This is a genomic window from Roseinatronobacter thiooxidans (assembly GCF_001870675.1).
GTDB classification, from domain to species: domain Bacteria; phylum Pseudomonadota; class Alphaproteobacteria; order Rhodobacterales; family Rhodobacteraceae; genus Roseinatronobacter; species Roseinatronobacter thiooxidans.
The window spans coordinates 222,093-236,347 of the sequence record NZ_MEHT01000001.1; the positions used below are offsets into that span (position 1 = coordinate 222,093).

At 60.6% G+C, this 14,255-nt stretch carries 12 protein-coding genes; 5 read left to right on the forward strand and 7 right to left on the reverse strand.

The annotated features are described in order from the left end of the window. Positions 1 to 11 precede the first annotated feature (11 nt). Positions 12 to 2,267, reverse strand: coding sequence for an NADP-dependent malic enzyme (locus BG455_RS00960; RefSeq protein WP_071468073.1), 2,256 nt, complete (start codon positions 2,265 to 2,267; stop codon positions 12 to 14). Between the two features lie 241 nt (positions 2,268 to 2,508). On the opposite strand from BG455_RS00960, the gene mutS reads away from it, so the two are divergent. Continuing rightward, positions 2,509 to 5,118 carry a DNA mismatch repair protein MutS gene (gene mutS / locus BG455_RS00965; RefSeq protein ID WP_071468074.1) on the forward strand — a complete coding sequence of 870 codons (2,610 nt, stop codon included), beginning with the start codon at positions 2,509 to 2,511 and terminating at the stop codon, positions 5,116 to 5,118. A 310-nt stretch (positions 5,119 to 5,428) separates the two neighbouring features. On the opposite strand, the gene BG455_RS00970 is transcribed toward mutS, so the two are convergent. Together BG455_RS00970 and hrcA are read right to left on the reverse strand one after the other, a co-directional pair. Continuing rightward, a complete protein-coding gene (locus tag BG455_RS00970) occupies positions 5,429 to 6,010 on the reverse strand; it encodes a nucleotide exchange factor GrpE (protein ID WP_071468075.1) in 582 nt (193 codons plus the stop codon). A 19-nt stretch (positions 6,011 to 6,029) separates the two neighbouring features. Next, entirely contained in the window at positions 6,030 to 7,109 is a 1,080-nt protein-coding gene (gene hrcA / locus BG455_RS00975; protein ID WP_071468076.1) for a heat-inducible transcriptional repressor HrcA, read from the reverse strand. Between the two features lie 135 nt (positions 7,110 to 7,244). Between hrcA and rph the strand changes: the two genes are divergently transcribed. Genes rph through hemW form a run of 4 tightly spaced genes read left to right on the forward strand, consistent with a single transcriptional unit; the run spans position 7,245 to position 10,091 of the window. Then, complete coding sequence (rph, locus tag BG455_RS00980; protein WP_071468203.1) at positions 7,245 to 7,958, forward strand: ribonuclease PH; 714 nt, start codon at positions 7,245 to 7,247, stop codon at positions 7,956 to 7,958. Then, positions 7,955 to 8,563 (forward strand): RdgB/HAM1 family non-canonical purine NTP pyrophosphatase, encoded by a 609-nt coding sequence (rdgB, locus tag BG455_RS00985; RefSeq protein WP_071468077.1) that lies wholly within the window; start codon positions 7,955 to 7,957, stop codon positions 8,561 to 8,563. Before rph ends, rdgB begins: the two co-directional genes overlap by 4 nt. Next, the gene (locus tag BG455_RS00990) at positions 8,560 to 8,934 is read left to right on the forward strand and encodes a RidA family protein (RefSeq protein WP_071468078.1); all 375 of its coding nucleotides are present in this window, start codon (positions 8,560 to 8,562) and stop codon (positions 8,932 to 8,934) included. The genes rdgB and BG455_RS00990 overlap by 4 nt, the downstream gene beginning before the upstream one ends. Before the next feature lie 2 nt (positions 8,935 to 8,936). Next, entirely contained in the window at positions 8,937 to 10,091 is a 1,155-nt protein-coding gene (gene hemW / locus BG455_RS00995; protein ID WP_071468079.1) for a radical SAM family heme chaperone HemW, read from the forward strand. Here the strand turns inward: hemW and BG455_RS01000 are convergent. The 4 genes from BG455_RS01000 to mnmG are packed head-to-tail and all read right to left on the reverse strand — an operon-like array spanning position 10,081 to position 14,255. Further along, entirely contained in the window at positions 10,081 to 10,965 is an 885-nt protein-coding gene (locus BG455_RS01000) for a ParB/RepB/Spo0J family partition protein (RefSeq protein ID WP_071468080.1), read from the reverse strand. The two genes, hemW and BG455_RS01000, sit on opposite strands and share 11 nt — an antisense overlap. After that, on the reverse strand, positions 10,962 to 11,777 hold the full coding sequence (locus BG455_RS01005; RefSeq protein WP_071468081.1) for a ParA family protein: 816 nt from the start codon (positions 11,775 to 11,777) through the stop codon (positions 10,962 to 10,964). Before BG455_RS01005 ends, BG455_RS01000 begins: the two co-directional genes overlap by 4 nt. Continuing rightward, the gene (gene rsmG / locus BG455_RS01010) at positions 11,770 to 12,387 is read right to left on the reverse strand and encodes a 16S rRNA (guanine(527)-N(7))-methyltransferase RsmG (RefSeq protein ID WP_071468082.1); all 618 of its coding nucleotides are present in this window, start codon (positions 12,385 to 12,387) and stop codon (positions 11,770 to 11,772) included. The genes BG455_RS01005 and rsmG overlap by 8 nt, the downstream gene beginning before the upstream one ends. Continuing rightward, complete coding sequence (mnmG, locus tag BG455_RS01015; RefSeq protein WP_071468083.1) at positions 12,384 to 14,255, reverse strand: tRNA uridine-5-carboxymethylaminomethyl(34) synthesis enzyme MnmG; 1,872 nt, start codon at positions 14,253 to 14,255, stop codon at positions 12,384 to 12,386. The genes rsmG and mnmG overlap by 4 nt, the downstream gene beginning before the upstream one ends.

The following is a 14,255-nucleotide window of genomic DNA, read 5'->3' on the forward strand; positions in this document are numbered from 1 at the left end:
GCCAATCCCTTTCAGACAATCTCGCAGGCGGCCATAACCGCCATATTGACAATGTCATTCACAGTAGACCCTGTCGAGCAGATCTGGATAGGCTGCGGCACACCGGCCAGAATTGGCCCGATCACCGTGGCCCCCGCCATTTCCTGCATCAGCTTCACCGAAATGGACGCCGAATGCCGCGCGGGCACAACCAGAATATTCGCAGGCCCTGTCAGGCGCGAGAACGGGTAATGCGCCGCCGCCGCAGGGTTCAATGCCACATCCACGGTCATCTCGCCCTCATATTCAAAATCCACCCCGCGCGCGTCCAGAATATCGGGGGCAAGATGCATCTTCTCGGCACGCTCGGACACCGGATAACCAAAGGTCGAGAAGCTGACAAAAGCCACGCGCGGCTCCAGCCCCAGATGCCGCGCGACCGATGCCGCACGCGTGGCAATATCGGCAAGGTCGGTATCGCTGGGCCATTCATGCACCAGCGTATCGGCAATCAGCACGATCCGCCCGTTATGCAACAGCGCGGTCACACCGGCCACCCCGTCCTTGGCGCGCGCATCGAACACATGGTTAATCAGCCCCAGCACATGCGCCGATTTGCGCGTGGCCCCGGTGACCAGCGCATCCCCATGCCCATGCGCCAGCATCAGCGCCGCAAACACATGCCGGTTGCGCGCCGCCAGACGGTGCACATCCTTCATGTCATGGCCCTGACGCTGCAACCGCTCATAGAGAAATGCCTTATATGTCTCCAGATGGCGGGTATTGCTGGCATTCACCACTGACAATTCGCGCACCGCATCGCCCAGCCCTGCCGCCTCCAGCTTGGCGCGCACATCCTCTTCGCGCCCGACAACCAGCGCTTGCCCGTAGCCGCCGCGCTGGTAGCTGACCGCCGCGCGCAAAACCCGCTCGTCATCACCCTCGGCAAAGATCATGCGCGATTGCTTCTGTTTGGCCCGCGCATGGATCGATTGCAAAATGCTGGCCGTCGGGTCCATCCGCGCCTTCAGCGCCTGAGTGTAGCCTTCCATGTCCAGAATGGGGCGGCGCGCAACGCCTGTGTCCATGCCCGCCTTGGCGACCGCAGGCGGAATGGTATGGATCAGACGCGGGTCAAACGGTGTCGGAATAATATAGTCGCGCCCGAAGGTCAGCTTGCGCCCATAGGCCATGGCCACCTCATCGGGCACATCCTCGCGCGCCAGTTCGGCCAGGGCCCGCGCACAGGCGATCTTCATCTCGTCATTGATCGCGCGCGCGTTAATATCCAGCGCCCCCCGAAACAGATAGGGAAAGCCCAGAACATTGTTCACCTGATTGGGGTAATCACTGCGCCCCGTGGCCACAATCGCATCGGCGCGCACCGATTGCGCTTCCTCTGGTGTGATCTCGGGGTCGGGGTTCGCCATGGCAAAGATCACCGGATTATCGCCCATGCTGGCAACCATCGCAGGCGTGACAGCGCCTTTCGCCGACACACCAAGAAACACATCCGCGCCCACCATCGCCTGTTCCAGCGTGCGCGCATCCGTGCGCGCGGCATGGGCAGATTTCCACTGGTTCATGCCTTCGGTCCGGCCCTGATAGATCACGCCCTTGGTGTCGCACATGATGCAATTGTCTTGCAGCGCGCCCATCGACTTGATCAGCTCCAGACAGGCAATGCCCGCCGCCCCCGCCCCGTTCAGAACGATCTTGCAATCCTCGATCCGCTTGCCTGACAATTCCAGCGCATTGATCAGCCCTGCCGCGCAAATCACCGCTGTGCCGTGCTGGTCGTCATGGAATACCGGAATATCCATGATCTCTTTCAACCGGCTTTCAATAATGAAACACTCGGGCGCCTTGATATCTTCCAGATTGATCCCGCCAAAGGTCGGCCCCATCAGCTTGACGGCCTGAATAATCTCGTCAGGGTCTTCGGTATCCAGCAAAATATCAATCGCGTTCACATCGGCAAACCGCTTGAACAGCACCGCCTTGCCTTCCATCACCGGCTTCGAGGCCAGCGCCCCCAGATTGCCCATGCCCAGAATGGCCGTGCCATTCGACACCACAGCCACCATATTGCCCTTGGTGGTGTAGTCATAGGCGGCCTGCGGGTCATCTGCGATGGCCTGCACCGGCACCGCCACTCCGGGGCTATAGGCCAGCGACAGATCCGCCTGCGTCGCCATCGGCTTCGAGGCGGAAATCGCATATTTGCCGGGTGTTGGCAGAAAATGATAGGCAAGCGCCTCTTCAGTGGTAAATTTGTTGCGCGACATGGGCAGGCCTCCTCCTGATTGGCGGTGTCATATCGGCTCCTGCCCCGCTCCACAACAAAGCGCAGCGCCTGTTATCGCTAACGCCCGCCCCATTTTCTTGCTTTAAATACTCTCAGGGGGTGAATTGAGGCGAAGCCGAAAGAGGGGGCGCGAGCGCCCCCTTTCCCCCGCCCGTCCCATTCGTTACCTATCAGCTCAAAGCCCAAGCCAAAGGACACACGCGGTGAACACTGTCACCCCCATGATGGCCCAGTATCTTCAGGTCAAAGCGCAACACCCGGATGCGCTGCTGTTCTACCGCATGGGCGATTTCTACGAACTGTTCTTTGACGATGCCGTGGCCGCCTCTGCGGCCCTCGACATTGCGCTGACCAAACGCGGCAAGCATCTGGATGAAGACATCGCCATGTGCGGCGTGCCCCACCATGCCGCCGAAGGGTATTTGCTGACACTCATCCGCAAGGGCTTTCGCGTCGCCATCGCCGAGCAGATGGAAACCCCCGAACAGGCCAAGAAACGCGGGCATAAATCGGTGGTCAACCGCGATGTGGTGCGCCTTGTTACCCCCGGCACGCTGACCGAAGACTCGCTTCTTGATGCGCGCCGCCACAACTTTCTTGCCGCTTTTGCCGAATTGCGCGACGAAGGCGCGCTGGCTTGGGCCGATATTTCCACAGGGCAGGTGCGCGTCATGCCCTGCACCCGCACCCGCCTTGGGCCGGAACTGGCCCGCTTGGCCCCGCGCGAATTGCTGGTCAGCGATGCCCGCGCCGAAGGCATCCGCCCCATTGCCGAGGATATGGGCGCAGCCCTCACCGGCCTTGCCCCTGCCAGCTTCGACAGTCAGGCCGCGGATGCGCGGCTTTGCGCGCTTTACAAGGTGCAATCCCTCGACGGGTTCGGGCAGTTCACACGGGCCGAGCGCGCGGCCTTGGGCGCGCTGGTCGATTATCTGGACCTGACCCAGCGCGGCAAACTGCCCTTGCTGCAACCCCCCGCCCGCGACACGGCAGAAGAGTTGGTCCAGATCGATGCCTCCACACGGCGCAATCTGGAACTGACGCAATCGCTGTCGGGCACCCGCGAGGGTGCGCTGCTGCATGCGATTGACCGCACAGTGACAGCCGCAGGCGCGCGGCTTTTGGAACGCCGCCTTGCCTCGCCCTCGCGCAGGCTGGATACGATCATGGAACGGCAACAGGCCGTCACCTTTCTGCATGGCACCGCCCGCCTGCGCGGCGATCTGCGCGCCGCCCTGAAGGAGGTACCCGATCTGGACCGCGCGCTCTCGCGCCTGTCACTGGACCGCGCAGGCCCGCGCGATCTGGGCGCGATCCGCAACGCCATTGCACAGGCCGAAGAAATCGCAGCCCTGCTGGCCCAGCAAGACGCCCCACCCCTGCTGGCAGATGCCGCCACAGCCCTGCAAGGCCATGACGCCCTGCTGGATTTGCTGGATGCCGCCCTCATCGCCGCGCCCCCCTTGCTGGCGCGCGATGGCGGCTTTATCGCGCCCGGCCATGACCCCGATCTGGACGAGGCGCGCCAACTGCGCGACGAAGGCCGCAGCGTCATTGCCGCAATGCAGGCCGATTATGCAAGCGACACCGGCATCCCCTCGCTGAAAATCAAGCACAACAATGTGCTGGGTTATTTCATCGAAGTCACCGCCACCCATGCCGAGCGGATGCTGTCAGAACCGCTGTCATCGCGCTACATCCACCGCCAGACCACCGCCAATCAGGTGCGCTTTACCACTGTGGCCCTGTCGGAAATGGAAACCCGCATCCTGAATGCCGGCGCGCGCGCATTGGAGATTGAAAAGCGCCTGTTTGCCGCGTTGCGCGATGCCATTCTGGCGCGCGCGCCCGCCCTTGCCCAAACCGCGCGCGCCTTGGCCGAGATCGACCTTGCCGCAGGCTTGGCAGATATCGCGCAATCGGCTGGCTGGTGCGCGCCAAAGCTGGACCAATCGCGCATCTTCCAGATCACCGGCGGGCGGCACCCTGTTGTGGAAGCCGCACTAGAACGCTCGGGCCAGCCCTTTATTGCCAATGACTGCGACCTGAGCGCCGAGAAGACCGCCGCCATCTGGCTGCTGACAGGCCCGAACATGGCGGGCAAATCCACCTTTCTGCGGCAGAATGCCGTGATTGCCATTCTGGCGCAGATGGGCGCATGGGTGCCTGCGACATCGGCGCAGATCGGGCTGGTCAGTCAGGTGTTCAGCCGCGTGGGCGCCAGTGATGATCTGGCGCGCGGGCGGTCCACCTTCATGGTGGAAATGGTCGAAACCGCCGCCATCCTCAATCAGGCCGATGACCGCGCGCTGGTGATCCTTGATGAGATCGGGCGCGGCACGGCCACCTATGACGGGCTGTCGATTGCATGGGCCACGCTAGAGCATTTGCACGACGTGAACCGCGCCCGCGCCCTGTTTGCCACCCATTACCATGAAATGAGCGCGCTGGCAGGCCGGCTGGACGGCGTGGAAAACGCCACTGTCACTGTCAAGGAATGGGAAGGCGAGGTGATCTTCCTGCACGAGGTGAAACGCGGCGCGGCAGATCGCAGCTATGGGGTGCAGGTCGCGCGGCTGGCAGGGCTGCCCGACAGGGTTATTGCACGCGCGCGCGAGGTTCTCAGCGCGCTGGAACAGGGCGAGGCAGGCACCAAACCCAAAGCGCTGATCGACGATCTGCCGCTCTTCTCTGCCGCGCGCGCGCCCGCGCCGCAAAAACCGCCCACCTCGCCCGCAATGGAAAAGCTGGCGCAGATCAACCCGGATGAATTGACCCCGAGAGAGGCGCTTGATCTGATGTATGAATTGCGCGCGCTGGCCAAACCCTAGCGGTGCTGCCAGACTGATGCCCCCCGATGGCGATATGGGGACCATTGAAGCGTTGCCCCAAGCCGCGCAGCGTCGGGCCGCGGTGCGGCGATCCTCACGCCCTGCTACAGCGCTTTATGCTGGCCAAATCCGCGTAAGATCAAGGCTTTGCGCAGTGCCAAGCCAAATCGCCGTGCCGTGGGTGCGGCCCGGCGATGCGCGGCGGGCCTGCGGCCCTTGATTCCGCGCTTGGGGCTGCTCTCTGACACACACAACAAAAAAGAGGGGCCACGCGCCCCCCTTCCCTGTCTCATAACACTGTCCGCCGCGCCTAGTTTGCAGGCGTAGATGACACGCCCACATGCGCAGGGCGCAAAAGCTGGTCATGCAGCATGAACCCTTCGGCCATGACCTGAATGATCTGCCCCGCCTTGAAATCCGGCACTGGCGCTTCAAACATGGCCTGATGCGAATGCGGGTCAAACATCTCGCCCACTTCGGGGCTGATGCGCTGAACACCGTGCTTGGTCAGAATATTCGTCAGCTCGCGCAAGGTCAGCTCGACCCCTTCGACCAGACCGGCAGCGGCAGCGCGGGTTTCCTCGGTCGCGGCATTCAATGCGCGGGTCAGGTTGTCATAGACCGGCAGCATATCGCGCGCGATTTTCGAGCCGCCATAAAGCTGCGCATCGCGGCGGTCTTTCTCGGCGCGTTTGCGGCTGTTTTCAGCATCGGCCAGCGCGCGGATCATGCGGTCGCGCATCTCATCGCGCTGCGCGATCAGCATGTCGATCTCGGCCTCCAGCGCGCTGACAGGGTCTTGCTGCGCCTCTTCCGCCTCTGGGGCATCAAGGCTTGCGTCATCCTCATGCATAAGGGGGTCGTCTTCGGGGCTTGGCTTTGCGTCGGCCATCATCTTGCCTTTTCCTTCGTTACTCTGTGCGCCGGTTTGTCAGCATCCGGCCAACAAGCTGCGCGGTATAATCCACAATCGGCACGATGCGCCCGTAATTCAACCGTGTCGGGCCAATCACACCAACCGCACCGATGATCTTGCGTTCTGCGTTCATATAAGGGGAAACAACCAAAGTTGAACCCGTCAGCGAAAAAAGACGGTTCTCGGCCCCGATAAAGATGCGAACCCCCTCGCCCTGTTCTGTCAGTTCCAGAAATTCCGTGATGTCGCGCTTTCGCTCCAGATCGTCAAACAGGGTTCGGATGCGCTCGATATCTTCAGCGGGCGCGCCTTCGTCAAGCAAATTCGCGCGGCCCCGCACAATCAACCGCTCTTGCAGCTCGCCCTCGCTTTCCCACACGGCCAGCCCCTGTTCAACCAAAGTGGCGGCCAGCGCGTCAATCTCGCGCCGGTTGCGGGCAATCTCGGAACGGAACCGTTCCAGCAAGGACGAAACCGTTGCGCCATCTATCATCGAATTCAGATAATTCGCAGCCTCGCGCATGGCAGACGGGGTCATGCCCTTGGGCGGGGTGAACAGGCGGTTTTCAACATGCCCATCTGCAAAGACCAGCACCACCAAGGCACGGTCCGGCCCAAGCGAGACAAATTCGATATGCCGGATCGCGGCTTCATGCTTGGGTGACAGCACAAGCGAGGCCCCTTGCGTGATCCCGCTAAGGGCACCGCCCACCTGTTCCAGCAAGCCCGCAACATCGCGTTCATTGCTGCCAAGGGTCGAGTCCAGCTTCTCGCGGTCATGCTGGTCAAGCGGCGAGACTTCCAGCAGCGAATCCACAAATAACCGCAAACCCAGATTGGTGGGAATCCGACCGGCAGAAATATGCGGGCTGTCCAGCAGGCCCAAATATTCCAGATCTTGCATAACATTGCGAATGGTGGCGGCTGAAACCTTCTCGCTCATGTCGCGGGTCAGGGTGCGTGACCCGACAGGATGACCGGAATGCAGATAGCCTTCGACCACGCGGCGAAACACCTCGCGCGAGCGGGTGTTCATTTCCTCCAGCAGATGCTGTGCATCAGGTGTGGTCCGCATTCAAAACTCCAACGGCGGGGGCATGCGCCTGTGTCAAATGCACTTGAAAACGTCACCAATTTCAAGGGCAATCAGGCTTGCATCCGCCCTGTCCGGCCCTGTAACGATGCAAAGAACCCAAACAAGGATGAATTCATGCGCCCGTCAGGTAGAGATTTAGACACGATCCGCACAATTTCAATCGAACCCCATGTGACAAAGCATGCCGAAGGGTCTTGCATGATCTCGATGGGTGACACCAAGGTTCTGTGTACAGCCTCTCTCGAAGATCGCACACCCCCATTCTTGCGCAATACAGGGCTGGGCTGGGTCACGGCCGAATATGGCATGCTGCCACGGTCCACCAACACGCGCATGCGGCGCGAGGCGGCGTCGGGCAAACAACAGGGGCGCACAGTCGAGATTCAGCGCCTGATCGGGCGCGCGCTGCGGGCCTGTGTGGACCGCTCGGCCCTTGGGGAACGCCAGATCACGATTGACTGCGATGTGATTCAGGCCGATGGCGGCACGCGCTGCGCCGCGATTACAGGCGGTTGGGTGGCGCTGCGTCTGGCGGTGAACAAGCTGCTGAAAGCAGGCGATGTGGTGTCAGACCCGATTACAGACCATCTGGCGGCGGTGTCTTGCGGCATCTATGCGGGCCAGCCTGTGCTGGATCTGGACTATGCCGAAGACAGCACCGCAGGGGTGGATGGCAATTTCATCCTGCTTGGCTCTGGCCGGTTGGTCGAGGTGCAGATGAGCGCGGAAGGCGCCACCTTCTCGCGCATGGAAATGGACCAGCTTCTGAACCTTGCCGAAAAAGGCGTGGGCGAACTGGTCGCAGCGCAGAAAGCAGCAGTTGCATGAGGCGCTTTGACGGCAAGACCCTGCTGGTTGCCACGCATAACGCGGGCAAGCTGGAAGAATTCCAGCAGATCATGACCCCCAAGGGGATCACGGTCACCTCTGCCGCCGAACATGGGCTGCCAGAACCTGCCGAGACGGAAACCACCTTTATCGGCAATGCGCGCATCAAGGCACATGCGGCGGCCAAGGCGACCGGCTTGCCTGCACTGGCCGATGATTCCGGGCTGGAGGTTGCAGCCCTTGGCGGCGCGCCCGGTGTCTATACCGCCGACTGGGCGGAAACCCCGCAAGGGCGCGATTTCAAAATGGCGATGGAGAAAACCCACGCCAAACTGATTGCGGCTCAAGCCCCCCAACCGTGGCACGCGCGGTTTTGCTGCACGCTGGTTCTGGCTTGGCCAGACGGGCATGACGAGGTGTTTGAAGGCCATGCCAACGGGCAGCTTGTCTGGCCCTTGCGCGGGCTGGACGGGCATGGCTATGACCCTATGTTCCAACCCGCCACCAAGACCCGCACCTTTGCGGAAATGACGACTGACGAAAAAAACGCCCTCTCCCACCGTGGCGCCGCGATCAAGGCGCTTTTGCAAGGATGTTTCACATGAAACGCATCTCGACCGGGTCACCCTTTGAAAAGACCCTTGGCTATAGCCGCGCCATTGTCAAAGGCGGCTGGTGCTTTGTTTCCGGCGTAACAGGCTATGACTACGCCACCATGACCATGCCCGAAAGCGTGGCAGACCAAGCGCGCAACTGCTTTGCGACGATTGAAAAGGTGCTGGTTGAAGGGGGCTTCACGCTGGAAGATATCGTGCGCGTGCAATACACGCTGACCGATGCCGCCCTGATGGAAGAGGTCACACCGGCACTGGGCGCGGCCATGGGCGAGGTGCGGCCCGCCGCGACTATCGTGATTGCGGGGCTGATAAAGCCCGAAATGCTGATCGAGGTCGAGGTTACGGCCTTTAAGGGGTAAAGATGGACGACTGGCAGAATGGCGGCTTTGGCCTGTATCTTCATTGGCCGTTTTGCCAGTCGAAATGCCCCTATTGCGATTTCAACAGCCATGTCAGCGCGCAGATCGACCAGCAGGCATGGGCGCGCGCCTATCTGGCCGAGATTGACCGCGTGGCCGAAGAAACCAAGGGGCGGCTGCTGAACACGGTGTTTTTCGGCGGCGGCACACCATCACTGATGGAGCCAGACCTTGTCGCCGCCCTGCTGGAACGGATCAAGTCCCGCTGGACCTGCGCCAATGATTTTGAAGTCACGCTGGAAGCAAACCCCGGATCGGTGGAGGCCGCCCGCTTTCGCGGCTTTGCCGATGCGGGGGTGAACCGCATCTCGATGGGGATTCAGGCGCTGAATGACGAGGATCTGCGCCGCCTGGGGCGGTTGCACAGCGTGTCAGAGGCAAGAGCGGCGTTTGACATCGCGCGCGCACAGTTCGACCGCGTCAGCTTCGATCTGATCTATGCGCGCCAGTTCCAAAGCTTGCAGGCATGGGAGGCAGAGTTGCAAGCCGCCCTTGCACTGGCGGTTGACCACCTGTCACTCTATCAACTGACGGTCGAGCCGGGCACGGCTTTCGGGGCGCGCCATGCGAAAGGCGGGCTGAAAGGGCTGCCAGATGACGATGTTTCGGCAGATATGTACCTGTTAACACAAGATATTTGCGCCGCACACGGAATGCCCGCCTATGAGGTGTCCAACCACGCCCGCCCTGACGCACAATCGCGCCATAACCTGATTTACTGGCGCTATGGCGATTATGCGGGCATCGGGCCAGGGGCGCATGGGCGGCTGACGCAAAACGGCAACAGGGTCGCCACCCACACCCCCCTGACCCCGCAAACATGGCTGGAGCAGGTCGCACAGGCAGGCCATGGCGAGCACCCGCGCGAGGGGATCCCCGCGCAGGAACAAGCCATGGAATACCTGATGATGAGCTTGCGTTTGTCCGAAGGCACCGATTTGGCGCGCTACAACACCATGGCGGGCGCGGCATTGCCCCAAGCCCAAATTGAAGATTTGGTTGACCAAGGCTTACTGGCCCGACACGGCACCCGCATCATGGCCACGCAAACAGGCAGGCCCGTTCTGAACGGCCTGCTGCGTGCGCTTATGTCCTGACGGGGGTTCCCAGAATACCGCACAGGCGGTCAAGCTGTTCCATTGTCTTGAAACTGATGGTCAGGGTGCCTTTGCCCCCGCCCGCATAATCCAGATCAATCGCCATGCCCAAGGTTGCGGACAGGTCAGCTTCCAACGCGCGGGTATCGGCATCTTTGCCATAAGATTTTGATTTGGCTTTCTTATTCGGCGCAGGTGCGGTTTTCAGCAGGCTTTCTGTCTGGCGCACAGACAGCCCTTCCAACACCACTTTGCGCGCCAGCATGGCGGGGTCTTCTGCGGTGATCAGCGCGCGGGCATGGCCCGCTGTCAGCTTGCCTTCGCGCAGCATGGTCTGCACCTCGGCGGGCAGTGTCAGCAGACGCATGAGATTGGCAATGTGAGAGCGGCTTTTGCCCATCGCTTGCGACAGATGTTCTTGCGTATGGCCAAAGCGGTCGATCAGGGCGCGGTAGCCCATCGCCTCTTCCACCGGGTTCAGGTCGGCGCGCTGGATATTCTCGATTATACCGACTTCCAACACCTCGGTATCGGTGAAATCCCGAATGATAACAGGCACTTCATGCACCTGCGCCCGCTGCGCGGCGCGCCAGCGGCGCTCGCCCGCAACAATTTCGAACATATCGCCCTTGGGGCGCACGATCAGCGGCTGAATAACACCCTTTTCGCGGATCGACATGGACAATTCGGCAAGGGCCGTGTCATCGAAATGGCGGCGCGGCTGGTCCGGATTGGCGACCAGCTTTTCCACGGGCAGGCTTTGTTCGCGCGGGCGGTCTGCGCCAGATGCTTCGGGCGATGCGACAGAGACTTCGGCCATCAGCGCAGACAAGCCCCGCCCCAGCCCGCGACGTTCGTTTTTACGGTCTGTCATTGTGCTGCCCCCTCGGGAAGTCGTTTATTGTGCTTTTGCAGCAGTTCGACTGCAAGCTCTCGATAGGCCACGGCCCCTTTTGACGAGGGGTCGAAATTCAGCACCGGCAAGGCGAAAGACGGCGCTTCACTCAGGCGGACATTGCGCGGAATCATGGTTTTCAGAACCAACTCGCCCAGATTTCCGCGTGCATCTGCTTCGACCTGCTGCGCAAGGTTGTTGCGGCGGTCGAACATTGTCAGCAAAATCCCCTCAATCCGCAGGGCGGTATTTGCCGTTTCGCGCAATTCCCGCACTGTCAGCATCAGTTGCGACAGCCCTTCAAGGGCAAAAAACTCTGCCTGCAAGGGCACCAACACCGATTGCGCCGCAACCATCGCATTGATCGTCAACAGGTTCAGCGAGGGCGGACAATCGACAAGGACATAATCGAAGTGGGATTCCTTGATCTCGGGGTGGCGCAAGGCGTCGTGCAACAGGTAGCTGCGCCGCGCGCGCGACATCAACTCAATATCGGCGGATGACAGATCGGTGGTTGCGGGAATGACGGACAAATTAGGGTGCTGTGTTTCAATGACAATTTCGGACGGGCTGACATCGGAAAACAGAAAATCATAAGTGGTATACTTCCGGGCCGACACTTCCAGCCCAAGCCCTGTAGAGGCATTTCCCTGTGGGTCCAGATCGACCAGCAGGGTTTTTTGGCCCCGCTCTGCCAAGGCGGCAGCAAGGTTGATGGCTGTCGTGGTTTTACCAACCCCGCCCTTCTGGTTCGCAATCGCGATTGTACGGGTAGAGGCCAGATCAGACACGGGTTATATCCTTCAAGATGAGCAGTTTCGCCAGCGGGTCGGTCTGACTGTCAAACAGGGCCAGATCAAAGTGCCACTCTCTCTGCGCCGCTGCAAGCTCTTCAGTGTAGTTTTTTCCCTTTGGCAGCAGGGCAACACCATCTTTAGCAAGATGCCGCCCAACCCATTCCAGCAACTGCGGCAAAGGGGCCAATGCGCGGGCCGAGACGACATCTGCGGATTGCGGCGGTGTTGTTTCGGCGCGGGTGGTCAGAACCTTTGCATTCAGGCCAAATTCACGCACTGCGGTGACCAAAAACGCGGCCTTGCGCGCGTCGCTTTCCACCAGTGTGAACTGGCACTCTGGCAAGTGCTCTTTGGCCAGAATTGCGCAGACCAGCGCAGGCAAACCACCGCCAGACCCGAGATCCACCCAATGGCGGGCATTGGCGGGGGCGTGGGTGAATAATTGCGCCGAATCGATGATGTGGCGATCCCAGAAATCTGGCAGAGTCGATGCTGCAACAAGGTTTATATGCGCGTTCCATTTCTGAAGCAGGGCCGCATAAGCATGCAGCCTGTCCAGTGTTTCACGTGAAACATTCACACCACAAATCGGCTGTATCGTCATGCCGAGGCGCGATCTTTGCGGCTTTGCAGGCGTGACAGCAGCAGAACCAGGGCCGCCGGCGTCATCCCATCAATCCGCGCGGCCTGCGACAGGCTTTCGGGCCGTACGCGCGACAATTTACCCGCCAACTCATTAGAAAGCCCGCTTATTCCTGTAAAATCAAACCCTTCGGGAAAACGCCTGTCTTCATCTGCCTGTAGCGCCGCGATCTGCGATTGCTGGCGTTCCAGATAGGAGTCATACACCATTTCTTTCTCGATCTGGCACTTGCTGGCGGCATCGATCCCTTCCAGCGCGGGCGCAAGCGCTTCCAACACAGTGAAGTCAAACCCCGGCAGCCCCAGCAATGTCAGCGCATTGCGGCGCGTGCCATCTTCAGACACTTTATACCCCGCCTTGTTCAACTGCCCCGGTGTAAAAGTGAAACTGCGCAGCTGGTCTTTCGCGCGTTCCAACCGGCCGATCTTGTCTTCAAACATCGCGCGGCGCGTGTCGGAAACAAGGCCCAGCGAAATGCCCAAAGGTGTTAACCTTTGGTCAGCATTATCGGCGCGCAATGACAGGCGATATTCAGCGCGCGAGGTGAACATGCGGTACGGCTCTGACACGCCGCGCAGGGTCAGGTCGTCGATCATCACCCCGATATAGGACGACGCACGGCTAAGCGTGACCTGCTCTAACCCCAAGGCAAAGCGCGCGGCGTTTATACCGGCGACCAAACCTTGCGCTGCGGCTTCTTCATATCCGGTGGTGCCATTGATCTGCCCTGCCAGATAGAACCCCTGCACATCTTTCAGGCGCAGCGACAATGTCAGCGCGCGGGGGTCCAGATAGTCATATTCGATCGCGTAACCGGGCTGCAAAATGCGCACAGATTCCAGCCCACGAATGCTGCGGACATAGGCGTCTTGCACTTCGGCAGGCAGCGATGTTGAAATGCCGTTGGGATAGACAGTGTCATCGTCCAGTCCTTCGGGTTCCAGAAACACCTGATGAGAAGTTTTCTCGGCAAAGCGCGTCACCTTATCTTCAATCGAGGGGCAATACCGTGGCCCGACCCCTTCGATCTGCCCGCCATACATGGCAGAACGTGACAGGTTTTCGCGCACAATATCATGCGTTTGTTCGTTCGTGTGGGTTATGGCGCAGGCGACTTGCCGCGCTGTGAGCTGATTCGTGCTGAATGACAGGAATTCGGGGGTCTCATCGCCCTGCTGCTGTTCCAGCGCCGCCCAGTCGATGGTTTTTCCATCCAGCCGCGGGGGTGTGCCGGTTTTCAGCCGCCCCATGGGCAAGCCCAGACCGCGCAACTGGTCTGCCAGAATATTCGATGCGGCATTGCCCATGCGGCCTGCGGGAAAGCTTTTGTCGCCGATAAACACCCGCCCGCCCAGGAATGTGCCGGTTGTCAGCACAACTGCGCGCGCAAGGATTTCTGTGTCGCCATTGACTTGCAGGCCGGTGACTGTGCCGCCTTGCTGCAAAAGAGCTGTCACTTCAGCCTCGATCACATCCAGATTGGGCGCGGCAAGCACCACGCGCGCGGCGATTTCACGGTAGCGCTTGCGGTCGGCCTGCACACGCGGGCCTTGCACCGCTGGCCCTTTGGAGCGGTTCAGCAACCGATACTGAATCGCAGCATAATCGCCCGCGCGGCCTATTAACCCGTCGAGCGCATCAATCTCGCGGACAAGATGGCCCTTGCCCAAGCCACCAATCGCCGGATTGCAGGACATGACACCCAGATCGGCTGTCTTGAAAGTGACCAAGGCTGTGGTTGCACCCATGCGCGATGCAGCCAAGGCCGCTTCGACCCCTGCATGCCCGCCGCCAACAATGATCACATCATAATGTTTCACGTGAAACAC